Genomic DNA, 26398 nt, shown 5'->3' on the forward strand with positions numbered 1-26398 from the left:
TCTTGGCTGGCAGCGTCGCTCGCGGTCTTGACCTGGCCCGTTCGATGAACTGCGCGGAGCGCAGTTCATCGACCACGAGTCCAGCGCTTGCGCTGGTCCGGGTCCAGGGGCGGATAGCCCCGGTGGGGCCTGGGGCAACGCCCCAGCGAAGCGCCTTCGACTCGAGACACGAGCTCAGCGTCGCGCTTCACTCGCGCGCCGTGCGCGATCGAGCGCGACTGCCGTGACGACGATCCCGCCTGTCACGATGTCCTGGACCCAGTTGTCGATGCCGAGGTAGGTCGATCCTGTGCGGATCACGGTCATGAGGAGTGCGCCGAAGAGTGCGCCTGCGACCGAGCCTTCGCCGCCTGCGAGGGAGCCGCCGCCGATCACGACGGCTGCGATCACCTCGAGCTCGAGGCCTATCGAGTCTGTCGGGTCGCCGACGGTGAGTGTCGAGAATTCCATCACGCCTGCGAGTCCGGCGAAGAGCCCTGCGAGACCGTAGACGAGCCATTTCATGCGCTCGACGCGCACGCCGCAGAGCCGCGCTGTGGCCTCGTTCGACCCGATGGCCACGATGTGACGCCCGCCTCGCGTGTACACGAGCATCGCTGCCACGAGCCCCGATGTGGCCAGCATGATCCATACGCCCGGCGGGAAGAGTGCCCAGCCGTAGCCGGGCGGCAGGGGGGCGACGAGGGCGTCGATGCCCGAGGAGGGCGCGTCGATCTTCTGCTCGTCTGCGAGACCCTTCGCGAGGCCCCGGAGTGCCCGCATCGTGCCGAGTGTCACGATGAATGGCGTGATCCGCAGCGTCGTGACGAGCGCGCCGTTCACGAGCCCTGCGACGAGACCGCTCGCCATGGCGGCTGCGGCGGCGAGGATGGCGGGCGCGCCGGCGCGCATGCAGAGCGCGCATACGACTGTGGAGAGCGCGACGTTCGAGCCGACCGACAGATCGATCCCGCCGAGCAGGATCACGAGCGTCATGCCGCTCGCTGCGATGCCTACGACCACGGTCTGGCCGGCCATCGTCGTGAGGTTCTCTGCTCGCGTGAACGAGCCGGGGGCGACGATCGCGAAGATCGCGTACACGACGACGACGGCCACGAGCGGGCCGAGGAACGGGTACTTACGCAAGTACTTCATGAGGCCCCTGCCTGCTCCAGCATCACGGCGCGGACGTCGAGCTCGCCCACCGGCCGCGCCGGGCCGAGCTCGCCCTTGTGCATGACTGCGACGCGGTCTGCGATCCCCACGAGCTCCTCGGCTGCGCTCGACACCACGAGCACGGCCTTGTTCGATTCGCACGCGAGCCTGTCGATGAGCGCGTAGATCGCGGCGCGGGCGCCCACGTCCACGCCCCGCGTGGGCTCGTCGAGCAGGAGCACGTCGACGTCGTGGTAGAGCAGCCGTGCGAGCGCGACCTTCTGCTGGTTGCCGCCGGAGAGCGACGAGACGGGCGCGTCGGGTCCTGCGCAGACGATGCCGAGCTTCTCGATGAACCGCGCGGCCGCGGTGCGCATCCGTGAAGGCGCGACGAACCCGCGCGGGCCGAGGCCCGAGAGCCGCGAGAGCGTGACGTTGTCCGCGATCGTGAGCCCGAGCGCGAGCCCCTCGCCGCCGCGATCCTCGCTGAGCAGGCCCACGCCCTGCGCGAGCCGGGCTGCGGGCGAGGCGGGGCCGACGTATGCGCCCACGCGCACCTCGCCGCGGCGCACGCGATCGAGGCCGAAGATCGCGCGGAGAAGCTCGGTGCGGCCCGAGCCGACGAGGCCGGCGATGCCGAGCACCTCGCCGCGGCGGAGCTCGAAGCTCGCGCGCACGGGCAAACCTGCGCCCGCGAGATCACGCGCCTCGAGCACGACGTCGCCGGGGACGCGCGGCGAACGCGGGTAGAGATCCTCGATGGATCGGCCGGCCATCATGGTCACGATGTCCGCGGGCGTGGCCTCGGCGACGCGTCCGGTCCCGGCCGTGCGGCCGTCGCGGATCACCGTGAAGCGGCTTCCGATGCGGCGGATCTCGTCGAGGTGGTGCGAGATGTACACGACGGCGAGGCCGGCCTCGCAGAGGCGCGTAATGACCTTGAAGAGGGCCTCGACGTCGTCGGCGCCGAGGCTCGACGTGGGCTCGTCGAGCAGGAGCAGGCGGCAACGCGGCTCCGTGATCGCGCGGGCGATCTCCACGAGCTGCTGCTCGCCCGGCCCGAGATCGCGCACGAGCGCGTCCGGCCGCAGGCGATGTTTCTTCGCGCCCGAAGGATCGATCGCGTGGAGCGCGCGCGCCGCGATCGCCCGCGCTTCCTCGCGGCGGAGCACGCCCATCCGCGTGGGCTCGCCGCCGAGCAGGACGTTCTCCTCCACGGTCATGTGCGGACAAAGCGCGCGCTCCTGGCTGACCAGGCGCACGCCCGCCGCGCGCGCGGCGGCGGGATCTTTCGGGGCGTACGGCGCGCCGTCGAGCGTGAGGCTCCCGCCGTCGGGCCGCACCGCGCCGGCCAGGATCTTCACGAGCGTGCTCTTGCCGGCGCCGTTCTCGCCGAGCAACGCGTGCACTTCGCCCGCGTGGACCTCGAGATCCACGCCGGCGAGCGCGACCGTCGCGCCGTACGCCTTCGCGACGCCGCGCGCGACGAGGCCGCTCACTTCCCGAGCCACGGCGCGAGATCGGGCGCGACGATCGCCTTCGTCTCGGGCTTGTCGAGGCTCGCCTTGTCGACGACCACGGCGCCCGTGTCGATGCGCGGCTGCACGGGCTTGCCCGCGATGACCTCGACCATCGTGCGCACCGCCTCGTAGCCGATCTTGAAGGGATCCTGCACGACGAGCGCGTCCACGTGCCCGTCCCGGAGCGCGCCGACGAGTTTTTCCGATGCGTCGAACCCGACGAACTTGATCTTCCCGGCGAGCCCCGCCTTCCGCAGCGCGAGCAGCATCCCGAACGTGGTCGATTCGTTGGGACAGAAAACACCGTCCACGCCGCCGCTCCCGGCGTTCTGCGCGGCGAGCAGGCTCTCGGCCTTCTCGAACGCGCTCTCCGTGGTGGCGCCGCCGTACTGGTTGTCGCTCACGACCTGGATGTCCGGCATCTTCCGGACGGCCTCGAGAAACCCCTCCTCGCGCTTCTGCGTGCTCGCCGAGCCCTCCTGGTAGCGGAGCACCGCGATCTTGCCCTTCTGCCCGAGCAGCGCGGCGAGCTTCTCGCCGGCGAGCCGGCCGGCCGCGAGGTTGTCGGTCGCGACGAAGCTCTTGTGGGCGCTGCCCGCGAGATCCGAGTCGAAGATCACGACGGGGATGTTCGCCTTCACGGCGCCGTCGACGGGCTTTTCGAGCGCCTTGTCGTTCAGCGGCGCGAGCACGATGCCGCTCACGCCCTGGGCGACGAAGCTCTGCACGACGTCGATCTGCCCCTTGAGATCGTCCTCCGCGAGCGGCCCCTTCCACACGATCTCCACGTGGAGCTCGCGCGAGGCCTTGACGGCCCCCGCGTGCACGGCCTTCCAGAACTCGTGCGTCGTGCCCTTGGGGATGACGGCGATCTTCGTCGTCCCTCCGTCCTTGCTTCGATTGCACGAGAGCAGGAGCAGCGCGGCGACGAGCGTGAGGGCGAAACGAAGGGTCCGGCCAAACATGGGCGCCGAGTATAATCGGCCGGGATGCAAGACCGTCACTATCTCGGGATCGACGTGGGCACGGGCAGCGTACGCGCCGCCCTCTTCGACGGCCAAGGGCGCAAGCTCGGGATCGGCGTGCGTCCGATCTCGCTCCACCGCCCCGCGCCGGACTTCGTCGAGCAGTCGTCCGACGAGATCTGGGCCGCCGCGTGCGAGGCCACGCGGACCGCGCTCCGCGAGGCGGGCGATCGCCCCGAGCGTGTGGTCGGCCTGGGGTTCGACGCGACGTGCTCGCTCGTGCTGCTCGACGAGGGCGATCGCCCCGTGACGGTGAGCCCCACGGGCGACGATCGGTGGAACGTCATCGTGTGGATGGATCACCGCGCGATCGAGGAGGCCGCGCGCATCAACGCAGGCGGCCACGAGGTGCTGCGGTACGTGGGCGGCGTGATCTCGCCGGAGATGCAGACGCCGAAGCTCGCCTGGCTCCGGGCGCACCTCGGCGAAAGCTACCGTCGCGCCGCGCGTTTCCTGGATCTGCCGGATTTCATGGCCTATCGCGCGACCGGGAGCGACGTGCGCTCGCTCTGCACGACGGTGTGCAAGTGGACCTACCTCGGCCACGAGCCCGGCACAGACGGGAGCATCGGGCGCTGGGACGACTCGTATTTCCGGTCGATCGGCCTCGGCGATCTCGTCGACGAGGGCTTCTCCCGCATCGGAAAACGCGTGCGGCCCATGGGCGAGCGCGCCGGGGGTTTGACCGAGCGCGCCGCGGCCGAGCTCGGCTTGCTCGCAGGCACGGCTGTGGCCGTGCCGATCATCGACGCACACGCGGGCGGGCTCGGTTTGCTTGGAATACCAACGAATGGCGTGGCACCGGACGAGGCCGCGATGGAGGAGCGGCTCGCGCTCATCGGCGGGACGTCGACCTGCCACATGGCCTCGTCGCGCCAAGCGCGCTTCGTGCCGGGCGTGTGGGGCCCCTACAATTCGGCCATGATCCCGGGCCTCTGGCTCACGGAGGGCGGGCAAAGCGCGACGGGCGCGCTGATCGATCACGTGGTGCATTCGCACGCGCGGGGGCCGGAGCTCGCGGAGGAGGCGCGGCGGCGCAGGACGACGGTGTATGCGCTCTTGAACGAGCGGCTCGACGCACTCGCGACGAAACACGCCTTCCCGGCAGCCCTCACGCGCGACGTGCACGTGCTGCCGGACCACCATGGAAACCGCTCGCCGCGCGCCGATCCCACGCTCAAGGGCATGGTGAGCGGGCTCGGGCTCGCCGATGACGTCGACGCGCTCGCGATCCTGTACCTCGCGACGATCCAGGCGCTCGCGCACGGGACGCGGCACATCCTCGCGGCGATGAACGAGGCGGGCTACCGGATCGAGGCGCTCTACGCGACGGGCGGGGACACGAAAAACCCGGTTTTCGTGCGGGAACACGCGGACGTGACGGGCTGCCGCGTGATCCTGCCCCGCGAGCCCGAGGCGGTCCTGCTCGGCGCGGCCATCCTCGGCGCCGTGGCCTCGGGCGATCAGCCGACGGTGCTCGCGGCGATGGGTGCGATGAGCGAGGCGGGCGTGGTTGTCGCGCCCACAGGCGGCGAGGTCGCGCGCTTCCACGACCGCAAACACCGGGTGTTCTTGCGAATGTACGAAGATCAGATGGCGTATCGCGCGCTCATGCGCGAAGACGCGTGACGAGGACAGAGACCCGGATGAACTGGCACGAGCGTTTCGCCGACAAGATCACGACAGCCGAAGGCGCCATACGCGCGATCCCGAAGGGGCGTCGCATCCTCATCGGCTCGGGCGCGGCCGAGCCGTCGCGGCTCGTCGAGGCGATGACCGAAAAAGGGACGCATCTCGAAGGCAACGAGATCGTCCACCTGCTCACGCTCGGCCCCGCGCCGTACGTGAAGCCGGGCCTCGAAAAACGCTTCCGCCACACGGCGTTTTTCATCGGCTCGAACGTGCGCGAGGCGGTGGCCGAGGGGCGCGCCGACTTCATGCCGGTCTTCCTCTCGGAGATCCCCGAGCTCATCTGCTCGGGCCGCGTGAAGATCGACGTCGCGCTCGTCCAGGTCTCGCCGCCGGACGAGCACGGCTACGTGAGCCTCGGCGTCTCGGTCGACGTCGTGCGCGCCGCGATCGACACGGCCGATCTCGTGCTCGCCGAGGTGAACCCGCGCATGCCGCGGACCCACGGCGACTCGTTCTTGCACGTGGATCGGATCGCCCACCTCGTGCCCGTCGACGACGAGCTGCCGGAGCGCGAGGTCGAGCCGCTCGACGACATCGACCGGGCGATCGGCCGCCACGTGGCGAGCCTCGTGCCGGACGGCGCGACGCTGCAGATGGGCATCGGCAAGATCCCGGACGCGTCGCTCGCCGCGCTCGAAGGGCACCACGATCTCGGCATCCACACGGAGATGTTCTCCGACGGCGTGATGCACCTCGTGCAAAAGGGCGTGATCACCTGCCGCAAGAAGACGCTCTTGCCGGGGAAGATCGTGACCTCGTTCGTGATGGGCAGCCGCGCGCTCTACCGCTGGGTGCACGACAACCCGTTCGTGGAGATGCGCTCGTCGGGCTTCACGAACGACCCGTTCGTGATCGCGCGGAACGACCAGATGATCGCGATCAACGCGGCGCTGGCGATCGATCTGACGGGCCAGGTCGCGGCCGACACGCTCGCCGGCCGGTTCTTCTCGGGCATCGGCGGCCAGGTGGATTTCATCCGCGGCGCGGCGCGGAGCCGCGGGGGCAAGCCGATCATCGCGATGCGCTCGACCGCGAAGAAGGGCACGGTGAGCCGCATCGCGGCGACGCTGGAGGCCGGCGCGGGCATCGTGACGAGCCGCGGCGACGTCCATTACGTGGTGACCGAGCACGGCATCGCGAATCTTTGGGGCAAAAACATTCGCCAGCGCGCGCTCGCGCTGATCGACATCGCGCACCCGGACCACCGCGCGGATCTGCTCGCGGCCGCGAAGCAGCGTCGCTACGTTTTCCTCGATCCCGCCTGATTTCCCCTGCCTGGAGAGGCGCCGAACCCTGGAATTTGGCCCTCGCGGGGCCATCCGTCTAGGCTCGGCGCACTTCCTGCTCGGCAGGGGATCACATGCGTGGAACAAGGCGAGCCATTCGTATTGCGGTGCTGTTCGCCGCGCTCGGGACGATGTCGGGGACGGTCGACGTGGCCTCTGCGGGCCAGGGGGATCCGCGCGGCCCGATCGACACCGACGGCGACGGCGTCTCGGACATCTCGGACAATTGCCCGCGTATCGCGAATCCGTCTCAATCCGATTGCGACGGAGACGGGAGCGGCGACGTGTGTGACGCGGCGAGCGTCATCTCCGAGCAAAAAGTGAACGTCACGCCCGACATGGACAGCTGCCTGCAGTACAAGTTTCACGGCTGCGCCGGGTCGAAACGGGCGATGGTGCAATACCAGTGCCTCGCGCGCGGGACGTCCTGGACCGAGAATCGCTGGTGCACGAGCGGGCAGGTGCAGAGGAGCAACACGTCGAGTTTCCAGACGTGGGAGTATTACCTCCGCACCGTGCCGTGGCCTTCGTGCGCGGAGTGAATCCTTGAATCAGGGCCCGGGGACGATGTCCGCGGGCGTGATCGATTGCATGTGCCAGCCGCCCATGGCGCCGCCGAACGCGCCGGGCTCGGCGCTCGCGTTTTCCACGTTGTGAAGGCCCGGGGCGGGGCAGCCGAGGCCGGCCGCGCCGAGGTCGATGCCGAGGCGGAAATCGCGATCGGCGGGCGAGAAGAAGTCCGGATCGAGGATCACGTTGCCCGCCTCCTCGCCGAAGTCGACAAGTTCGCCGATGTTGTCGACATCGAAGAAGACATTGCAACGAATACGCCCGGTCTGGGGGTACTGCTCCTTGACGCCGACGCTCGACTTGACGACGACATTGTTGAGGATGTCGAGGTAAGCGGAATGGCCGGCGATGGCGAGCTGGGTGTTGTCGTAAAAGACGTTGCTGGCGACGAGCGCGTAGTCATTCAGATAACCGCCGGCGAAGGCCACGCGGTTGCCGACGAAGATGTTGTTGTGGATGACGCCGCGGGCGTGGAAATAGAACATCACGCCGATGTCGTTGCCATCGATGATGTTCTGCGTGATCTGGATGCTCGTCTCCGCGCAGGCGGTAGGGTTCCCGAGCGTGTCGGCGAACGAATCGTGGCCATCGCCGTAGATGGCGGCGCGATACCAGTTGCCGCCGCACAGCAAGGGATCTTCGGGTTGCGCGCAGCCCTGGCCCTGCCCGACGTTGCGTAGGGTGAAGCCGCGGACGACGACGTCCCCGGCGCCGGTGATATCGATGAGGTTCTCGGGCAAGCCGTCGCCGTCGAGGACGGTCTGCCAGGCGCCCGCGCCGACGAGGCGAACGCCGGAGCGAAGGCGAAGGTGCTCGTGATAGGTGCCCGGGTGGACGAAGACTCGGTCGCCGGGCGCGGCGGCGTCGATCGCGGCCTGGATCGTGGCGAACTCGTTCGGGACTTCGAGGACCTCGGGGATCCCCTGCCCGATCGACGGCAAGCAATCCGAGGTCGCGCCGTGCGATTCGAAGAGGGCGCCCTGGGTGCCGAGGAGGGAGTACGCAAGGACCCCGGCGCCCTCGAACGGGAGGGTGATCGAGGTGGTATCGGCGGAGACCGGGAGAATCTGTTCGACGGCGGGTTTGTCCGGGAAGAGGCGGACGATATCGAGGACGCCGTCGCGCCCCTGGAGGACGTCCGCGAGGGGGACGGTGATTTCGGTGAAGGCGGGTGGGATTTGGGGATCGGGGCCAGGTGGATTCGACCCGGGCCCGCCCGCCTCGCCAGAGAACCCGCCCCCGCCCCCCTCGCCCGAGGACCCGCCTCCGCCCCCATCACCAGAGGGGCCCGCGCCAGAGGACCCGCCCCCGGTGACGGTGACGCCGCAGCCGGCAGAGGCGAGCGCGAGAGACGTGAGGAGGACTACGACGGAAGGACGTGAAAGGATAAGCATGCGGTCAGGGTAACACAGCGGGCTCAGGCGGGGGCGCTGGCCTCGTCAGTCTTCTTGGCGCGCGTCTTCTTCTTGGCTGGGGCCGCTCTCTCGAAGAGCGCCGCATGGAGGCCGCGGTGTCCTTCGTCCTCGGCCGCCTTGGCTCCGCGCTTGAGGCTCGCGAAGGCCGTCTCCCAGGCCTGCTCCAGCGCATCGCGCTTCGCGATCGCGTCCGCGCGGGTCTTTTCGAGCTTGGCGATGGGCTTGAGGGCGGCTTCGACCTTGCGGGCGGCATTGCCGACTGCCTTCGCGGCGTCGAGGCTTTGCTGGGAGTAGGAAGCTTTCTTCTTGAGGATGGCTTTCTCGAGACCGAGGAGGATCTTGGCCTCCTTGGCGTACCCGGTCTCCTTGACCTTGTTCGGCGCGGGCGCGCCGAGGGGCTTGAACGGGTTCTGGCGGGGCAGCCCATCGGCAGGCAGCGCGCTCGCGAGGGCATCGACCGAAGCGTCCTGGTCGACGTCGGCCTCGGCGACCTTCTCCTGCTGCGCGCGCAGAGCGTCGCTCGCCTTTCGTGCGGCGGCGTCGGTGGCGCTGTAGTCGGCGTGGACCTTCTGGAATGCGGCGACCCGCGCAGCGATCGGGGCCGTATCGATGGCTGCGGCGGCGCTGAGAACGGCGTCGCCGGCTTCGATCCGTGTCCCGGGGCTGCCGCCGCTCTGGATGGTGGGCATGGGTTCCTCCGAACGTATCAGGGGTGTTCGGATTGGAACGGATCGGGGGAACTGGCGCAAGAGGGTTTTGGGGGCGGCGTCCCGGGCCGCCCCGTACCCGATCCGGGCGGGAGGAATCGCGCTTCGGGAGGCCCGGTACCCGATCCGAACGCTTTGGCGCCCCCCGGGAGGTCCGGTACCCGATCCGAACGCTGCGCCTCCGCCTTCCGGAGCGCCCGGCCCCCGCTCGGAACGCTGAGGATCACCAACCGGGCCCGCAGGTACCCGATCCAAGCGCTGAGGCTCGCCTATTGAGCCTTGGGGTTCGTCAACAAGAACCCGTGAAGAACGGGCGCGGCGAGGATGGATGCCCAAGCCTGTCGATAAGGCCATGTCTGGAGCGGGTCGTGCACGAGGGCCACGAGCTCCCTTTGCTTCGGCGACTTGGCCTTCGTTTTCTTCGTGGAGAACTCATTGAAAAGCACACGAAAATTTCGCGCGATGATCCAGTGGCGAGGATTGTTGCCATCCTCGTTCCAGTAAGAGATCAACAAGACCAGAAGGTACTTCTCCGAGTAGCTCAACAGGTTTGCCGTTTGCTCTGCCACGAGCGTCTGGACTTTATCGCGAGACGTTTTCTCGACCACGAGCTTCTGAACTTCATCGCGAGACCTAAGTTCCTCGGCTCGCTTGCCAACCAGACTCGCAATGGCAAGACCCATCGGCTCCGGATCTATTCCCTTTTCCCGTGACCACCCCTTGCGCAGCTCGGGCTCGGGTACCCCCAGACCCAACCAATCCCGGACCATGCGCAGACACGCGAGACCGCAATCCATGTCACCGCTTTGCGTGTGATGGGTGAAGTCACTCCCGTCTGCACCCCCCTGTCCTTTTCCCATGCCTCCTCCCGAATCGTGCACGACGCCTCACCCTACCACGGGACGTCCTCCCCTCCCCCACCCAGGTTATCCTCCCCCCTCGTGAACGACCCCACCGCCCTGCTCCGCAACGGCATCGGCATCGGCGTCCCCGCCCTCATCGCCTTGGCGTATGCCGCCGCGTCGTTCCGTGAATCGCAGCGCATCCGCCGCGAAAATGAGCGGCGCGCCGAGATCGGAAGCGAGGTCCGCGCGCCCGGTGATCTCAGCCCGGGCCTCGCGCGCCTCCGCGTCCGCGTCGTCGACGCTGGCGGCGCCCAGCTCGTCAACCTCGGCACCTCCGCCGAGACCGCCGACAACCTCTCGGGCGCGCCCGAGCTCGACACGGCGAGCGTCCTGCTCACGGACGACGGCGGCCGCTCGTTTCGAATGCCCGCCGAAAAGCGCCTCAAGGTCCACTCGTTCGGCGGCGCGCGTCGCAACCTGACCGAGTCCGTGACCCGCGAGGACGGGGGCGTCCAGCAGCGCTTCTCCTTCGAGGTCGCCCCCACGCAGAGCTTCGTCCTCACCTGCGCGCTCCCCGAGGCCTTGGCCGCGAGCCATCCCTTCCGGAACACCGACGAGGCGATCGAGCTCCTCCCGGCCGGCGGCAAACGATTCGAGCTCAACGCTCCGCCGGAGACCGTCCAGACGAGCGGCGTCGGCTGCATCGTCTACCCGTGCCTCGGGGTAGCGGCCGTCGCCGCCACGGTCCCCGAGAGCACGGGATGGCAGATCGGTGGGTGGGTCTTGTGGCTGATGTGTGTCCTGCTCGGGCTCGTCGGACGCTCGGTCGCGAACGACACCCTCCCGCAGGCGTAGAGGCGAGGCGGGACGGTTACGTCATTCCCCGCCCGGCGCGGGGGCCGGATCGGGGTCGGCGTTCGTGGACTCGTCGTCGCTCGAGCCGAGCTTGAGCGTATTGCGCACCCAGACGGAGAGATCGTCGAAGAGCGAGTACGCGACCGGCGTCGCGAGCAGGGTGAGCAGGAGCGCGAGCGACTGGCCGCCGATGATGACGAAGCCCGTCGCGCGGTTCGTGCCGGCGCCCGCGCCGCTGGAGATGACGAGCGGGATCATGCCGGCCACGAACGCCGCCGTCGTCATGAGGATCGGCCGGAGACGATCCTTGTTCGCGAGCAGGATGGCTTCGAGGCGCGGCAAACCCGACTCGCGCAGCTTGAGCGTGTGATCGATCTGCAGAATCGAGTTCTTCTTCACGACGCCGAAGAGCACGAGGATGCCCAGCATCGAGAAGATGTTCAGCGATTGCCGGAAGATGATCACGCTCAGGATCGCGAACGGCACCGTCAGCGGGAGGCTGAGCAGGATCGTGATCGGGTGCAGCCACGACTCGAACTGCGCCGCGAGCACGAGGTACATGAAGATGAACGAGAGCAGGAAGGCGAGGCCGAAGTTCCTCGCGGCGCGGCCGAGCTCGCGGGACCGGCCCGTCGCGCTCGCCGAGTAGCCCGCCTCCATGCCGAGGTCCTTCGCGGCCTTGTCGAGCGCCTCGATGACCGTACGCTCCGAGAAGCCCTTCTGCAGGTTGCACATGAGCATGACCTGCCGCTGCCGGTTGTAGCGGTCGATCTTCGACGGGCCCGAGCCCTCCGTGAACGACACGAGGTTCTCCAGCGAGACCGTGCCGAGCCGCGTCGAGGGCACCGTGAGCCGCTTGAGCCCCTCGACGTTCGAGCGGTAGCTCGGCACCGCGCGGGCGTGGACCTCGTATTGCTCGCCCTTCTCGTTGTAGTTCGTCACCTCGTAGCCGCCGACGAGCAGGCGGAGCGAGCTCGCGATGTCGGCGACGCTGACGCCGAGATCCGCCGCCTTCTCGCGATCGATGTGCGCGCGGAGCTCGGGCTTGCCGAGGATGAGCGAGGTGTCGGCGTCGACGACGCCCGGCAGCGTCTTCATCTTGGCGAGCAGCGCCTCGGCGTAGGACGAGATCTTCGTCATGTCCGGGCCGGTGATCTGGTACATGACCGGGTAGTTCGCGCCGCCGCCCATCGAGTTCACGGGGCCGATCGAGATCCGGTAGTCCTTGCCGTACCTGGGCAAGAGCTCCGTGCGCGCCTTGTCGATGAGCTCTTGCTGCGAGAACTTGCGCTGGTCTGCGGGGAGGAGTTTGACGTAAAGGCTCGCGAGGTTCGGGGTCTTCTGCGCGTCGTCGCCGACGGTCGTGATCGCGTAGGCGACGCCCTCGATCTTCTCGAGATCCCCGACGATGCGCGTCGCGATGAGGCGCATCTCGTCGAGGCTCGTGCCCTCGTGCGCGCGGATGCTCGCCTGGAACTGCGACTCGTCCTCGTCGGGGAGGAAGTTCGCGTTGGCGCGGCCCGCGAGGACCGGAATCGAGAAGAGCGCGACGACGCACGAGACCACGATCACCCAGCGGTGCGCCATCGACCAGCGGAGGATCCGCACGTAGGCCCGCTCGATGGCGCCGTAGATCCCCGTCGACTCGCCGTGGCCGTGGCCGTGCCCGTGCCCATGGCTCGGGGCGGGGGTCGGGGCCGCGGCGGCCTTTTCCTTGCCGTCGTTCGCCTTCTTCACGTGCTTGCGCAGCCACCGCGCGCACATCATCGGCGTCAGGGTGAAGCTCACGACGAGGCTCACCATGATCGAGAACGACATGGTCAAGCCGAACGAGCTCATGAAGCGGCCGACGATGCCGCCCATGAACGCGACAGGGAGGAAGACCGCGATGAGCGAGAGCGTCGTCGCGAGCACGGCGAGGCCGATCTCCTTCGTCCCGTTGATCGCGGCCTGCATGGGCCGCTCGTCGTTCTCCTCGATCCGCTTGAAGATGACCTCGAGGACCACGATCGCGTCGTCGATGACGATGCCGACGGCGAGCGTGAGGGCGAGGAGCGTGATCGAGTTCAGCGTGAAGCCCGCGGCGCGCATGACGCCGAAGGTGCTGATGACGCTCGTGGGGATGGCGACGGCCGCGATGATCGTGGAGCGGGCGTTGCCGAGGAACGCGAACACGATGAGCGCCGCGCAGATGGCGCCGAGCACGAGGTGCTCCTTCACCGAGTGGATCGAGTTCTCGATGAACTCGGACTGATCACGGGCGATGTCGATCGTGTAGCCCTGCGGCAGGCGCTTGCCGAGCTCGCCGAGGCGCTCCTTGACGGTATTGACGACCTCGACCGTGTTCGTGCCGCTCTGCTTGCGGACGTTGAGCACGACCGTCGCGCGCTGGCCCTTGAAGCCGACGGACTCGGGCTCGGCCGTGCCGTCCTCGACCTCGCCGATGTCGCTCAGGCGCACGCCATAACCGTCGCGCGTGGCCACCACGATCTCGCCCATCTCGCGGACCGACTCCACGCGGCCGCGCGTGCGGAGCGTGAGCTGACGCGAGCCTTGCTCGACGCGCCCGCTCGGCAGCTCGATGTTCTGCGTCTTCAGCGCGCGCTCGACCTCGGGGCCCGAGATGCCGTACTTCTGGAGCTTCTCCGGGTCGATCCAGACGTTGATCTGCCGCGGGCGACCGCCGATCAGGGTCACCTGGCCGACGCCGTTGATCGACTCGATCTGCCGGCGCACGACCTTGTCCGCGGTCTCCGTGACGTCGCGCACGTTGCCCGGGCCCGAGAGCGCGAGCGTGAGGATCGGCGCGGCGTCCGGATCCATCTTCGCGATCACGGGCTGCTCGATGCCCGGCGGCAGCTCGTTGAGGACCGCGTTCACCTTGTCGCGGACCTCTTGCGAGGCGACGTCGACGTCCTTCTCGAGGACGAACGTCACGATGACCATGCTCACGCCCTCCGAGGAGGAGCTGCGGAGCTCGTCGATGCCGCTGATCGTGTTGACGGCGCTCTCGATCTTGTCCGAGATCTCCGTCTCGACCTCTTCAGGCGCCGAACCCGGCAGGATCGTGGTGATCACGACGGCCGGGAAGTCGACCTTCGGGAACCGATCGAGGCCGAGCTGCGCGTAGGAGAACACCCCGACCACGGTCAGGATGAGCACGATCACCGTCGCGAAGACGGGCCTTCGAACGCATATCGCTGCGAGCCATTGCATGGTTACTTCGCTCCGGGCGCGTTGGCGACGTTCACGTCGGCGCCATCCTGCAAGAGGTCGACACGCTCGATGGCGACCTCGTCGTTCGGACCGATGTTGCCGTGGATCTCGACCTCACCGTCGATCTCGCGGCCGAGCGTGACGATGCGCTCGATGACGCGGCTGCCCGAACGAACGAAGACGCGGCTCGCGCTGCCGCTCGATCCGACGGCGGCGCGGGGGACGAAGATCGCGTTCGTGTCGGCCTCGCCGAGCTCGACATACGCGCGCGCGAAGTAGCCGGGCTTGAGCTGGCCGTCCGCGTTCGTGACCTCGGCCTCGATCGGCAGCGTGCGCGACTGCGCCTTGAGGCTCGCGCCCACGCGCTTCACGAGGCCCTTGAAGCTCTTGCCCGGGTGCGCGGAGACGGTGAGCGTCACCTCCTTGCCGACGGTGACCTTCGACGCCTCCGTCTCCGGGACGTCGATGCGCAGCCGCAGCGTCTCGTCGCGCACGACGACGGCGACGACCTTGCCCATCGGCGCGAACTCGCCGACCGTGGCGCGGCGCTCGGCGACGGCGCCGTCGAAGGGCGCGCGGATGCTCGTGTCGGCGACCGATTTGCGCGCGAGGTTCGCCTGGGACTGCGCGGCCGCGAGGCCTGCCCAGCCTTGCGCCGCGCCGTTCAGCGCGCCCTCGTACTGCGCGCGCGCCTGCTCGGCGCGCGATCGCGCCTGATCCCACTGGGAGGCCGAGATCGATCCGCCCTCGTAGAGCTTCTTCGTCCGATCGGCCTCGGACACGGCGAGGTCCATGTTCTCCTTGGCGGCGCGGACCTCGGCCACGTTGTTCGGATCGAACTTCTGGCCCGCCTTCACGCCGAGCTTGGCCAATGCCTGGGTCGCGGACGCGTCGGCGGCTTGTGCGCGCAGGGCCGGATCGCGGCTGTCGAGCTGCACGAGGATGTCGCCCTTCTTCACGCGCGTGCCGACGTCGATTTCGACCTTCGTGACGATGCCGGAGGTCGCGGCGGCGACCTCGCTGGTCTCGTCGGCGGCGAGCGTGCCGGTCAGCTCGAGCGTGGGCGACAGCTTGCGCTCGGTGACCTTCGCGAACTTCACCGCCGGCGTGGGCTCGGCGGTGGCGCTCTCCGCGGGTTTGGCCTTCTGCTCTGCGTTCTTCTTGGCGCACGAGGGCGTGAGCGAAAGAAGCAGCGCGAGCGCGGCGACGTACGCGGATTGATCAAGACGCATCATCGTTCTCCAAGATCGCTTTCATCACGCGGGCGCCCGGGGCGATCGGCCCTGCCCGCGCCGTTCAAATAAAGGTCCACCAGAAGCGAAGCTTCGGCTTCGAGGTCGGGATGGCTCTGCTCCATGACCATGCTGATCGAGGAGGAGCGGATCAGGCCGCCGAGCACGCGCGCGAGCGGCACGGGATCCATGGGCCGGAGCGCGCCGCACTGGATCCCATCGTTCACGAGGGTGAGCATCGTGGCGCGAAGCTTCTCGAAGTGCGCCACGGCCTTTTCCTTGAGGATGTTCGAGGCCGAGGCCGTGCCCTTCGCAAAGAGCCCGCAGTCGAGCGCGACCTGATGGAAGTCGCGGTGCGCGTCGACGAACTGCAGCGTGCGGATGACGCAGCACGTCAGTTTCTGGTCAAAGGGTTCGGGATCGGCGGGCTGCGGGCTGAGGCTCCCGATCATCTGCTCGAGCCGCACCTCGAGCAACGCGTGGAGCACGTCTTCTTTCTGCTCGAAGTGGTTGTAGACGGTGCCCACGGCGATTCGCGCGTGGTCGGCGATGTCCTGGATGCGCGCGCCGTGGAAGCCCTGCTTGGCGAAGACGTGCTCGGCGGCGTCGAGGATCGCGTTACGGAAGAGCGCCTTGGCCTCGTCGCGTCGACGTGGCAGCGGCGTTCGTCGTGCAGACGAGTTGCTCACGGGATGAACCGTCGCTCATCTTTTGAACGTGCGCAACGACCTCGCAAGAAATGTCGAGATCGAGAGGGTTAGCTAACGAGGCAGGGTCACGACGAGGCGGGGCGTCGACGGCGCGCTCGTGAAACAGACCACATCACTCCGAGGAGTCCGAGCCCCGCGATCCCCGAGCGCGCGTCGCCGGGAGCGCCGACTGCGCAGGACGCGTCATCGCCGCTGCTGCCGCCGCTTCCGCCCGCGCCTCCGTTTCCGGCTGCGCCGCCGCTTCCGCCCGCGCCGCCGTTTCCGCCGCCGCTTCCGCCGCTTCCGCCGCTTCCGCCGCCGCCTCCGCTTCCGTCGCAGGCGCCGCCGGGGAGGATGTCCGCCGTGGTCCACATCGGCTCGTCGGGGGTCCACTGCGGCGCCATGCCGGGCGGATCGACGCGCACGTGGCAAGGCAGCGAGACCACACTGGATCCGCCGGATTGTCCCGCGGCGTCGTGGGTCGTCACGCGGAACGTGAAGGCCGTCGCCGGCTCGGCGCCAGCGAGCTCCAGGGCGAGCTTGTAGAACCGGATCGCGCTGCCGGCGAACAGCGACCGCGAGAATGCGAGGTCCTGCATCGCCGCGTCCCGGAACGCCTCGACGCGCCACACCTCGGGCGCCGCGCCGTCTGCCGCGTCGTCCGCGTCGACGTGCAGAAAATACGCGAGATCACTGTCGCTCTGGCAATCGCCGCCGCTCGACTTGAAATCGGGGTAGTCGTAGACGTCGAAGCTCAGGCTCTTCACGGGCGCGGGCGCCGTCGTGTCCGGCGCGCTCGTCGTGAACACAATCGATTTCGGTTCACACGTCTCGCCCGGGGTGCAGAAATCGCCGGCCACCTTCACGACCTGTCCGACCGACGGGGTCGGGTCGATGCGCACGACGAACCCGCCGAGCCCCTTCAGCACCTCGTCCGCGACCGGCACGAGCGACGCGGGGTTGCCGTCGACGGTGACCGTGACCGCATCGAGGGAGATCGAATGACCTGAAAAGAACAACGCCGCGTTCATGGGGTACGTTGCCCCGTTCTCGGGGATGTGGTTGGAAAGGCCCGGCAGCGGCGGCGGGCAGGCGCGGGCAGGCTGTGGGGCAGCGACTGCGACGAGGGCAGCCGCGGCGAGACCAAGCGACAAACGGGGGAGCATACGCATGGAAAGCCTCCTCGGAGAAGCAAGGACGCCCCATGGTAGCGCGGAAGCCGAGGGGGCCCGAGCCCTCTTGACCGGCAGGGCCCATCCCCCCATAGTGACCGACCGGTCAGTAATGCCTCGTATCGCCGACCCACGCGCGCGCATCGACCTCCTCCGGGCCGCGGAAGCCATTTTCGCCGAGAACGGCCTGGCCGCGGCCAAGGTGGAAGACATCACGATCCGAGCAGGCGTATCGAAGGGCGCCTTCTACTTGCATTTCAAGAGCAAGCAGGATTGCTTCCGGCAGATCGTGGAGGGCGTCGTGGCGCGGCTCGCGGCCTGCGTGGAGGCCGGGCGCTTCGACGAGTGCGCGCCGCCCGAGAGCATCGAGGCGCTCTTCGAGAGCCGCATCGCCCACGTCGTCGAGCTGCTCGAGTTCTGCTGGCAGAACCGCGGGATCTTGGGGATGATCCTGACCGGCGGCGGCGGGACGCCGTACGCGTACCTGGTGGACGCGTTCGCCGAGCGAATCGAGCAGCAGTCGGAGATGTGGCTCCGGCGCGGCGTGGAGGTGGGGCTTTACCGCGACGACATCGAGCCGGCGATCGTCGCGCGGCTCATCGCAGGCACACACGAGCGGCTGGTGCGCGAGATCATCAAGCAGCCGCGGCGCCCGGACATCGAGGGCTGGGCGCGTCAAGCGCTGGATTTGCTCACGCGGGGGCTCCTTTCCGCCGCGTCGAGCGCGGTAGTTGACCGGACGGTCACGAAGAACCGGGAGCGGGACGAGCGCCCGCGAGAACCCAGGTCGAGGGCGAAAGCAGGATGAGCACCGTGGCAACGACGGGTACGACGAAAAAGTTTGGCGCGGGCAAGCTGATCGCCCTCGCGATCGTGCTGGGCACCGGGGGGCTGATCGGGGTCCGCGTGAAGGCCAAGATGGCCCAGAAAAAGGCCATCGAGGCGCAATCGGCCGTGACGGCGGAGCACGCCGCGGCGCCGGGGAGCGCGGCGGCGCCGCCGAAAGTGACGGCGCGCGGCGGCACGCTCCTCGCGAAGCCCGAGGCGATGCGCTGGCAGCCGCGGGTCGCCGTGACGGGCACGCTGGAGCCGATCCAGCAGGCCGACGTGGGCTTCAAGGCCGGCGGGCGGCTGCTCGCGATCAAGGCGAAGGTCGGCGACGTCGTGAAGACGGGGCAGGTCCTCGGCGTGGTCGACGCGTCCGAGGCCTCGGCGCAAGCGAACGTCGCGCAGACGGGCGTGCGCGTGGCCGAGATCTCGCTCGAAATGGCGAAGGACGCGCAAAAACGCTCGGATACGCTCTTCCAGCAGAGCGCGGTGCCCGAAGCGGAGAAGACGACGTCGACGCAGCGGGCGCTGCTCGCGGCGGCGCAGCTCGAGCAGGCGCGCGCGCAGGCGCGGCTCGTGTCGGTGTCGGTCGGCAATGCGACGCTCGGGGCGCCCTTCGGCGGGCTCGTGACGCGCGCGCCGAACGGCATCGGCAAGATCGTCGCCCCGGGTGAGCCGCTTTATCACCTCGAAGACACGTCGGTGCTCAAGCTCTCGGCGTCGGTCTCCGAGAATGACGCGAACGTCTTCGAGGTCGGCGCCGCGGTGTCGATCGACGGCGCGCCGAAGGCCACGGGCAAGGTGACGGCGGTGCTCGGATCGCTCGATCCGCAGACGCGCAGGGTCCCGGTGATCGCGGAGATCCCGAATGGGGCCGAGGTCGGCCTGCTCTCGGGATCGTTCGTCCGCGCGCAGATCGTGGCTGCGGAGACGATCGAGGTGCTCAGGCTCCCCGCTTCGGCGCTTCGGCCCGGGGCGCAGGACGAGATCGTCGTGGTGCAGGACGGAAAGGCGCACCTCGTGCGGGTCTCGTTCACGATCGCGCCCGACGGCTCGCTGTACGTGCGCAAGGGGCTCGAGGCTGGGGCGTCCGTCGTGGCGAACCCGAGCCCCGAGGTGAAGGAAGGCGACGCGCTCGATCTCGGTCCCGCTCCGGCGGCGCCGGCGAAGTGATCGGCTGAATTTTCAGGCGAAAGAGGACATCTCATGAACCTCTCGGCGATCGCCATCAAGCGGCCCGTCTTCACGGTGATGGTCGCGGTGGCGCTGCTCGTTCTCGGCGTCGTGGGCTACAAGCGCCTCGGCACGGATCTCTTCCCGGACGTCTCCTTCCCCGTCGCCAGCGTGACGATCGTGTATCCGGGCGCGAGCCCGGCGGAGATCGAGACGCAGGTCTCGAAGCCGATCGAAGACGCGGTCGTGTCGCTGAACGGCATCGACCGCGTGCGCTCGTTCTCGCGGGAGGGCGTGTCGACCACGGTCGTGATCTTCAAGCTCGACGTGGACATCCAGGAGGCGGCGCAGCTCGTGCGCGAGCGCGTGGCGCAAGCCCGTTTCAGGCTGCCCAAGGACATCGAGGAGCCCGTGATCTCGCGCCTCGACACGGGCGCGGCGCCGGTCCTCGTCTACACGCTCCGCGGGCAACGCTCGTTGAGCCAGATCCGGAATTTTGCCGACGACGTGATCCGGCCGTCCCTCGAACAGGTCGACGGCGTGGCGGCGGTGAACATCCGCGGCGGCGCCGAGCGCGAGGTGAAGGTGCTCCTGGATCGGGCGCGGATCGACGCGCTCGGCGTGCAACCTGCGCAGATCGTGGCGGCGATCCAGGGCGCGAACCTGACGGTGCCCGCGGGGCGCTACGAGCAGGGCACGCGTGAGATCAGCGTGCGCGCGATGGGCGAGCTCGAGGCGGTCGACACGCTGCGTGATCTCGTGGTGTCGATGGCCCGCGACGGCTCGTCCGTGCGGCTGCGCGACGTGGCCGACGTGCAGGACGGCTTCGAGGACATGCGCACGCGCATTCGCGTGAACAACGACGAAGCCGTGGCGTTCGAGGTCGTCAAGCAGAGCGGCCGCAACACGGTCGAGATCTGCCAGGGCGTGCGGGCGAAGCTCGCAGAGCTCGAAAAGCAGTTCCCCGAGGACCTCAAGACGTCGCTGATCATGGATCAATCGACGTTCATCGAGGAGAACGCGCACGAGGTGCAGATCGCCATCTGGTTCGGCGGCGCGATGGCGATCTTGATCATCCTGATCTTCATGCTCGATCTGCGCTCGACGCTGATCAGCGCCGTCGCGCTGCCGACGAGCGTCGTGGCGACGTTCTTCCTGATGTACGTGCTCGGCTTCACGCTGAACATGATGACGCTGCTCGGCCTGTCTCTGGCGATCGGCCTTCTCATCGACGACGCGGTCGTGGTGCGCGAGAACATCTTCAAGCACCTCGAGCGCGGCGAACCACCCATGGAAGCCGCGCTGAACGGGACGAAGGAGATCGCGCTCAGCGTGCTCGCGACGACGCTGACGATCGTGGCGGTCTTCGTGCCCGTGGCGTTCATGGGCGGCATCGTGGGCCAGTTCTTCCGCCAATTCGGGCTCACGGTCTCGGGCGCGGTGCTCGTTTCGCTCTTCGTGGCCTTCACGCTCGATCCGATGCTCTCGTCGCGGTTCTCGAAATCGCTCGAGCACGGGGCGAAGGATCCATTCGCCTGGCTCAAGCGGCCGTTCGAATGGGTCTTCCGGGCGATGGACGATTCCTACCGGGGCCTGCTCGGCTGGGTCGTGAAGCACAAGCTCGTGGTGGGTCTGCTCGCGTTCGGCACGCTCATCGGCTCGGGGCAGCTCATGGCGCTCATGGGCTCGGACTTCGTCAACCCGGAGGATCGCGGCGAGATGATGGTCGAGATCGAGCTGCCCGCGGGGACGTCGCTCGACGAGCTCGCCACGCAATCGCACGAAGCCGAGAAGAAGCTGCTCGCGCACCCGCAGATCAAGACGCTCTACGTGACGCTCGGGCCGAGCGGCGAGGTGAACAAGGCGCATTACCGCATCCTGACGACGAAGAAACACGAGCGGACGATGCCGCTCGATGCCATCAAGGACGACGTGCGCGCGATCGCGAAGGCCGTGCCCGGAGCGAACGTGGTCATCACGGAGCCCGAGTTCGTGGAGGGCGCGGGCGTGCAGGCGCCCATCATGATCAACGTGCGGGGTGAGTCGTACGACGACATCCGCGCCCTCGCCGATCAGGTCGCCAGGGTCCTCGAGACCACGGCGGGCGTGACGGACGTGCAGGTGAAGTTCTCGCCCGGCAAGCCCGAGATGCGCGTGAAGGTGGACCGGCAGCGCGCGGCCGATCAGGGCATCAGCGTGGCGCAGGTGGCGATGACGCTGCGCACCGCAATCGAGGGCGAGGAGGCGAGCAAGCTCCGGCAAGGCAAGGACGAGGTGCCGATCCGGGTGCAGATGCGCGAGGAGGATCGGGCTTCTCCGGCCGAGCTCTCGCGGCTGACGTTGTGGTCGCCGCGGGGCGCCGTGGCGCTCGCCGACGTCGCTCGGCTCGAAATGGGCGAGGGTCCGCAGGTGATCGAGCGCGAGGATCGGCAGCGGCAGATCGCCGTGTGGGCGACGCCGCGTGGCCGTTCGCTCGGCGAGATCGTCGGCGAGCTCATGCCGCGAATCGACGCGCTGCAGAGGCCGAAGGGCACGTCGCTCGCCTACGACGGGCAAATCGAGCAGATGAACGACACGAACTCCTCGATGGGGACGGCGCTCCTGCTCGCGGTCATCTTCATCTACCTCGTGCTCGCGTCGCAGTTCGAGAGCTTCATTCACCCGCTGACGATCATGATGACCCTGCCGCTCGCGCTCGTCGGCGCGATCCTGGGGCTCTTCTTGATGGATACGTCGATGGCCATGGGCGCGATGATCGGGATCATCCTGCTCATGGGCCTGGTCACGAAGAACGCGATCTTGCTCGTGGACCGAGCGATCGTGCGCGTGCGCGAGAACAACGAGACGCCGCTGCAGGCCATCCTGGAGGCCGGCCCGGAGCGGCTCCGCCCGATCCTGATGACGAGCGCGGCGATGGTGCTCGGCATGCTGCCGACCGCGATCTCGAACGGCGAAGGCAGCGAGTTCCGCGCGCCCATGGCCATCGCGGTCATCGGCGGCGTCGTGAGCTCGACGTTGCTCTCGCTGATCGTGATCCCCGCGCTGTATCTCGCCATCGAGAACGCGAAAGCGTGGCTCCGGGCGCGCGGCATCGTGAAGGGCGAGGCCGAGCCCGCGCCTGCCGCCGAATGAGCGGGCGGGGCCCTCGCGGCCCCGCGCGTTGACGTCGCTACATCGAAGCACCAAGGAGCCGCTGCCCTGCCTGTGAGGGAGGAGGCGCGCGCTCATGGTCGGCAACCTCAGCCAAGACGAGATCGAGCGGGTCCTTGGGACCGAAATGATCGCCCACCTCGGCTGCCATGCCGGCGGCCGCACGTACGTCGTGCCCATCACGTACGCGTACGAAGACGACTACATCTACAGCCACACGGCCGAGGGCTTGAAGCTCGCGATGATGCGCGAAAACCCGGAGGTCTGCGTCGAGGTCGAGAAGATCGACGGGCCCGCGCACTGGAGGAGCGTGATCGCGTGGGGCACGTTCGAGGAGCTCGCCGGAGCGGACGCCGCGCATGCGCTGCAGGTCCTCCTCGAGCGTTATTTCTCGCGCGAGGCGGGCGAGACCGCGCGCGGGCCGCTCGGACCGCACAGGCAAGGCGCGGTTCACCCGGACGCACACCTTTTTCGTATCCACCTCACCGAAAAGACGGGGCGCTTCGAGGACGGCGCGCGAAAGCGGCCGAGACCGACCCTCGTTCGTTAGGTTTGTCACAACGTTCGCCGTCAAAAGCCTGGCTCCGAACAGGGTTTCACCCGGGACACGCGGGAGGTTCGTCCTTCTGCGTGACATTCGGAGGAAGTCGCTCGGGCCGGCTCTGGTTTTGCGTTCGTCCCGGCCGCCCTCCGTGGTAGACGCGGCGCAGAGGGACAATCATGCGCAGGACCACGAAGCTGACCTTGATGGCATTCGCCCTCCTTTCCACCGGCACGGGCTGTGAGATCATCGCCTCGGTGGATCGGAGTGACATCGACCAGTCGACGGGCCCAGGCACGGGAGGGACCGGTAACGTTGGCGGCATGGGCCCCGGCGGCGGCGGCATGGGCCCCGGCGGCGGCGGCATGGGCGGCGGCGGCATGGGCGGCACCGGCGGTATCGGGGGCGCCGGGGGTATGGGCGGCACCGGGGGTATGGGTGGCGCTGGGGGTATGGGCGGCACCGGGGGTATGGGTGGCGCTGGGGGTATGGGCGGCGCCGGAGGTATGGGCGGCACCGGCGGTATGGGCGGCACCGGCGGTATGGGCGGCGCCGGCGGTATGGGCGGCACCGGTGGTATGGGCGGCACCGGCGGAATGGGCGGCTCGGGCGGAGCTGGCGGCGGAAACCCGCAGTGTACCGTTCCTACGGATTGCCCGGCCACGGGGAACGAATGCGTGGTCGCCACCTGCGATGCGGGGATGTGCGGCACGGCGTTCGTGAATGCCGGCACCGAGGTCACGACCCAGCAAGACGGCAATTGCAAGGTCGATCAGTGTGACGGCGCGGGGAACGTGGTCAGCGCCGATGACGACGCGGACCTGCCGGACGACCACAACGAGTGCACGAGCGATTCCTGCTCGAATGGCACCCCGACCTACACGAACCTGATGTCCGGCACGGCGTGCGGCGCCGGCATGAACCTGCTCTGCGACGGGATGGGCGCGTGCGTCGGCTGCGTGACCACGAACGATTGCCAGGGCCAGGACACGGCCTGCCAGACACGCACCTGCACGTCGGGCGCTTGCGGATTCAATTTTGCCGCGCAGGGCGCGGCCGCGGGCGATCCGACGGACGGCGATTGCAAGCGGGACGTGTGCGACGGCAGCGGCAATATCGTCCCCACGAACGACGCCACGGATCTGCCGGCCGACGACGGCAATGCGTGCACCGTGGCGGCGTGTGATCCGACGAACGGACCGGTGCAGAATCCGGTCTCCGTGAACGACAACGACCTTTGCACGACGGACGCGTGCGATCCGGCGACCGGCGTCTCCCACACGCCCGTCAACATCAACGACAACGACCTTTGCACGACGGACGCGTGCGATCCGGCGACCGGCGTCTCCCATACGCCCGTCAACATCAACGACAACGACCTTTGCACGACGGACGCGTGCAATCCCGCGACCGGCGTCTCCCACACGCCCGTCAACATCGACGACAACAGCGTTTGTACGACGGACGCCTGCGCTCCGGCGACCGGCGTCTCCCACACGCCCGTCAGCATCGACGACAACAACGCTTGCACGGCCGACGCCTGCGATCCGGTGGGCGGCGTCTCCCACACGAACCTGCCGGCGGGCACGGATTGCGGCAATGGCAACCAGTGCAACGGCATGGGCCAGTGCGTCGGCTGCACGATGGCCTCGGATTGCCCCGGCCAGGTCACCGAGTGCGGTGCGCCGGTCTGCAATACCGGCGTCTGCGACATGACGTATGCGGCTTCGGGCACGCCGGTCGCGACGCAGATCCCCGGCGATTGCACGGTGTCCGTGTGCAATGGCACGGGTGGCACGACGACCGCGGCGGACAACAGCGATCTGCCGGACGACGGCAACGAGTGCACGATCGACACCTGCAACAACGGGACGCCGACGCAGACGCCCGCGAGCCCGGGCACGCCGTGCAACCAGAATGGTGGCACGCAGTGCGACGCCAATGGGATGTGCGTCGCGCCGGTGGCGCCGACGGTCGTCAGCACGACGCCGGCGGACGGGGCGCTCGACGTCCCGGTTGGCTCGACGATCGCCGTCACGTTCAGCACCGCCATGAATCCGGCCACGCTGACGGGGACGACCGAGACCGGGGCCTGCACGGGGTCGATCCAGATCTCGACGGACGATTTTGCCACGTGCCTCGGATTCCAGGCGGCCGCGCCGACGATGACCCTGGGCAACACCGTGGCGACGCTCGTCCCGGCGCCGGCGCTCTCTTACTTCTCGGCGTACAAGATCCGCGTGACGACGGGTGCGAAGAATGCGTCGGGCACAGCGCTCGCCGCTGTCTACACGACGCCGGACGGGTTCTTGACGGCGGAGCCGACGAACTCGTGTGTGGGCTCGGTCGTGATCAGCCAGGTATACGGCGCTGGTGGCAATACAGGCGCGGTCTACAAGCAAGACTTCATCGAGCTGCACAACCGCGGCACGACCCCGGTGAACCTCGCGGGATGGAGCGTGCAATATGCAAGCGCGACCGGCTCCGCCTGGACCCCGATGGCGCTCACCGGGACAATCGCTCCTGGAGGGTATTACTTGATCCAGCAAGCTGCTGGTATGGGAGGCACGACCGACCTACCGACGCCGAACCAGACGGGCAACATCGCCATGGGTGGAACCGGCGGCAAGGTGGCGCTCGTCAACACGACGACGGCCTTGACGACGGCTTGCCCCACCAGCCCGACGATCGTCGATTTCGTGGGTTACGGAAACGCCACCTGTTACGAGGGGACGGGCCCGACGCCCACCCCCGCGAACAATGCATCCACCCCGATTCGTAACAACGGCGGATGCACGGACACGAACCAGAACGCGACCGATTTCACGGTTGGCACCGTTGCGCCTCGCAACTCGTCGACAGCCGCGCTCGCCTGTAGCTGCCCCATCGCGGGGGCCGCGAACGAGTCGGGCGTCTCGGAGGAAATGGATTATTGCAACGTCCAGTTCCCGATGAGCACCACCGTGGCCGCCGGTCAAATGAGCGAGACGATCTACGGTCGCGTCTACGAGAGCGGCTTCACGGAGGCGGCCGGCGCGAACGCCGCGATCGTGGCCGAGCTCGGGTTTGGCCCCGGGAACGTGAACCCGACCACGCAGAGCGGGTACACGTTCGTCCCGGCGACGTTCAACCTCCAGGATGGCAACGACGACGAGTACAAGGCCTCGTTCACCGCGCCCGCGACGCCCGGCACGTACCGCTACGTCTATCGCTTCAGCCGCAACGCCGGCACGAGCTGGACCTATTGCGACCTCAATGGCGCCGGCGCGAACGGCGGCCTCTCGTTCGAGATCACCGAGCTGCCCATCCTCAGCGTCACGCCCTGACGTCCCGCCTCCCCGAGGAAGG

General features: G+C 68.4%; 19 protein-coding genes. 9 read left to right on the forward strand and 10 right to left on the reverse strand.

Going from position 1 to position 26398, the window contains the following annotated elements:
• Positions 1 to 174: 174 nt before the first annotated feature.
• From QHF85_RS32070 to QHF85_RS32080, 3 genes are read right to left on the reverse strand one after another with little or no spacing between them, the layout of a single operon-like run.
• Positions 175 to 1134, reverse strand: a complete 960-nt coding sequence (locus QHF85_RS32070; protein WP_281331190.1) for an ABC transporter permease — start codon at positions 1132 to 1134, stop codon at positions 175 to 177.
• Complete coding sequence (locus QHF85_RS32075; protein WP_281331191.1) at positions 1131 to 2633, reverse strand: sugar ABC transporter ATP-binding protein; 1503 nt, start codon at positions 2631 to 2633, stop codon at positions 1131 to 1133. Before QHF85_RS32075 ends, QHF85_RS32070 begins: the two co-directional genes overlap by 4 nt.
• The gene (locus QHF85_RS32080; RefSeq protein ID WP_281331192.1) at positions 2630 to 3619 is read right to left on the reverse strand and encodes a substrate-binding domain-containing protein; all 990 of its coding nucleotides are present in this window, start codon (positions 3617 to 3619) and stop codon (positions 2630 to 2632) included. Before QHF85_RS32080 ends, QHF85_RS32075 begins: the two co-directional genes overlap by 4 nt.
• Positions 3620 to 3643: 24 nt before the next feature.
• Here QHF85_RS32080 and QHF85_RS32085 point away from each other — a divergent pair, with 24 nt between their 5' ends.
• The 3 genes from QHF85_RS32085 (at position 3644) to QHF85_RS32095 (ending at position 7199) form a co-directional block, all read left to right on the forward strand.
• Positions 3644 to 5308: an FGGY-family carbohydrate kinase gene (locus QHF85_RS32085; protein WP_281331193.1), complete on the forward strand. Its 1665-nt coding sequence runs from the start codon at positions 3644 to 3646 to the stop codon at positions 5306 to 5308.
• 17 nt (positions 5309 to 5325) lie between these two features.
• Entirely contained in the window at positions 5326 to 6636 is a 1311-nt protein-coding gene (locus QHF85_RS32090; RefSeq protein ID WP_281331194.1) for an acetyl-CoA hydrolase/transferase C-terminal domain-containing protein, read from the forward strand.
• Positions 6637 to 6731: 95 nt separating this feature from the next.
• Positions 6732 to 7199, forward strand: a complete 468-nt coding sequence (locus QHF85_RS32095; protein WP_281331195.1) for a thrombospondin type 3 repeat-containing protein — start codon at positions 6732 to 6734, stop codon at positions 7197 to 7199.
• A gap of 9 nt (positions 7200 to 7208) precedes the next feature.
• Here the strand turns inward: QHF85_RS32095 and QHF85_RS32100 are convergent, their stop codons facing one another.
• The 3 genes from QHF85_RS32100 to QHF85_RS32110 form a co-directional block, all read right to left on the reverse strand.
• The gene (locus QHF85_RS32100) at positions 7209 to 8621 is read right to left on the reverse strand and encodes a NosD domain-containing protein (protein WP_281331196.1); all 1413 of its coding nucleotides are present in this window, start codon (positions 8619 to 8621) and stop codon (positions 7209 to 7211) included.
• A gap of 23 nt (positions 8622 to 8644) precedes the next feature.
• The gene (locus QHF85_RS32105; protein ID WP_281331197.1) at positions 8645 to 9331 is read right to left on the reverse strand and encodes a hypothetical protein; all 687 of its coding nucleotides are present in this window, start codon (positions 9329 to 9331) and stop codon (positions 8645 to 8647) included.
• A gap of 287 nt (positions 9332 to 9618) precedes the next feature.
• Positions 9619 to 10230, reverse strand: a complete 612-nt coding sequence (locus tag QHF85_RS32110) for a hypothetical protein (protein WP_281331198.1) — start codon at positions 10228 to 10230, stop codon at positions 9619 to 9621.
• 60 nt (positions 10231 to 10290) lie between these two features.
• On the opposite strand from QHF85_RS32110, the gene QHF85_RS32115 reads away from it, so the two are divergent.
• Positions 10291 to 11049 carry a hypothetical protein gene (locus QHF85_RS32115; RefSeq protein ID WP_281331199.1) on the forward strand — a complete coding sequence of 253 codons (759 nt, stop codon included), beginning with the start codon at positions 10291 to 10293 and terminating at the stop codon, positions 11047 to 11049.
• Between the two features lie 21 nt (positions 11050 to 11070).
• Here QHF85_RS32115 and QHF85_RS32120 read toward each other — a convergent pair whose 3' ends face one another.
• The 4 genes from QHF85_RS32120 to QHF85_RS32135 all read right to left on the reverse strand — a co-directional run bounded on the left by QHF85_RS32120 (position 11071) and on the right by QHF85_RS32135 (position 17358).
• Complete coding sequence (locus QHF85_RS32120; protein ID WP_281331200.1) at positions 11071 to 14265, reverse strand: efflux RND transporter permease subunit; 3195 nt, start codon at positions 14263 to 14265, stop codon at positions 11071 to 11073.
• A 2-nt stretch (positions 14266 to 14267) separates the two neighbouring features.
• Positions 14268 to 15500: an efflux RND transporter periplasmic adaptor subunit gene (locus tag QHF85_RS32125; RefSeq protein ID WP_281331201.1), complete on the reverse strand. Its 1233-nt coding sequence runs from the start codon at positions 15498 to 15500 to the stop codon at positions 14268 to 14270.
• Positions 15497 to 16186 carry a TetR/AcrR family transcriptional regulator gene (locus QHF85_RS32130; RefSeq protein WP_281331202.1) on the reverse strand — a complete coding sequence of 230 codons (690 nt, stop codon included), beginning with the start codon at positions 16184 to 16186 and terminating at the stop codon, positions 15497 to 15499. Before QHF85_RS32130 ends, QHF85_RS32125 begins: the two co-directional genes overlap by 4 nt.
• 86 nt (positions 16187 to 16272) lie before the next feature.
• Positions 16273 to 17358: a hypothetical protein gene (locus QHF85_RS32135; RefSeq protein ID WP_281331203.1), complete on the reverse strand. Its 1086-nt coding sequence runs from the start codon at positions 17356 to 17358 to the stop codon at positions 16273 to 16275.
• Between the two features lie 112 nt (positions 17359 to 17470).
• Here QHF85_RS32135 and QHF85_RS32140 point away from each other — a divergent pair, with 112 nt between their 5' ends.
• From QHF85_RS32140 to QHF85_RS32160, 5 genes are all read left to right on the forward strand, one after another.
• On the forward strand, positions 17471 to 18166 hold the full coding sequence (locus QHF85_RS32140; protein ID WP_281331204.1) for a TetR/AcrR family transcriptional regulator: 696 nt from the start codon (positions 17471 to 17473) through the stop codon (positions 18164 to 18166).
• A 5-nt stretch (positions 18167 to 18171) separates the two neighbouring features.
• Positions 18172 to 19359 (forward strand): efflux RND transporter periplasmic adaptor subunit, encoded by a 1188-nt coding sequence (locus tag QHF85_RS32145; RefSeq protein ID WP_281331205.1) that lies wholly within the window; start codon positions 18172 to 18174, stop codon positions 19357 to 19359.
• 33 nt (positions 19360 to 19392) lie between these two features.
• Entirely contained in the window at positions 19393 to 22491 is a 3099-nt protein-coding gene (locus QHF85_RS32150; RefSeq protein ID WP_281331206.1) for an efflux RND transporter permease subunit, read from the forward strand.
• A 94-nt stretch (positions 22492 to 22585) separates the two neighbouring features.
• Positions 22586 to 23059, forward strand: coding sequence for a pyridoxamine 5'-phosphate oxidase family protein (locus QHF85_RS32155; RefSeq protein WP_281331207.1), 474 nt, complete (start codon positions 22586 to 22588; stop codon positions 23057 to 23059).
• 170 nt (positions 23060 to 23229) lie between these two features.
• Complete coding sequence (locus QHF85_RS32160) at positions 23230 to 26376, forward strand: lamin tail domain-containing protein (protein ID WP_281331208.1); 3147 nt, start codon at positions 23230 to 23232, stop codon at positions 26374 to 26376.
• Positions 26377 to 26398: the final 22 nt, after the last annotated feature.

Origin of the sequence: Polyangium sp. 6x1, assembly GCF_029946515.1 — a bacterium.
Classification (GTDB): domain Bacteria; phylum Myxococcota_A; class Polyangia; order Polyangiales; family Polyangiaceae; genus Polyangium.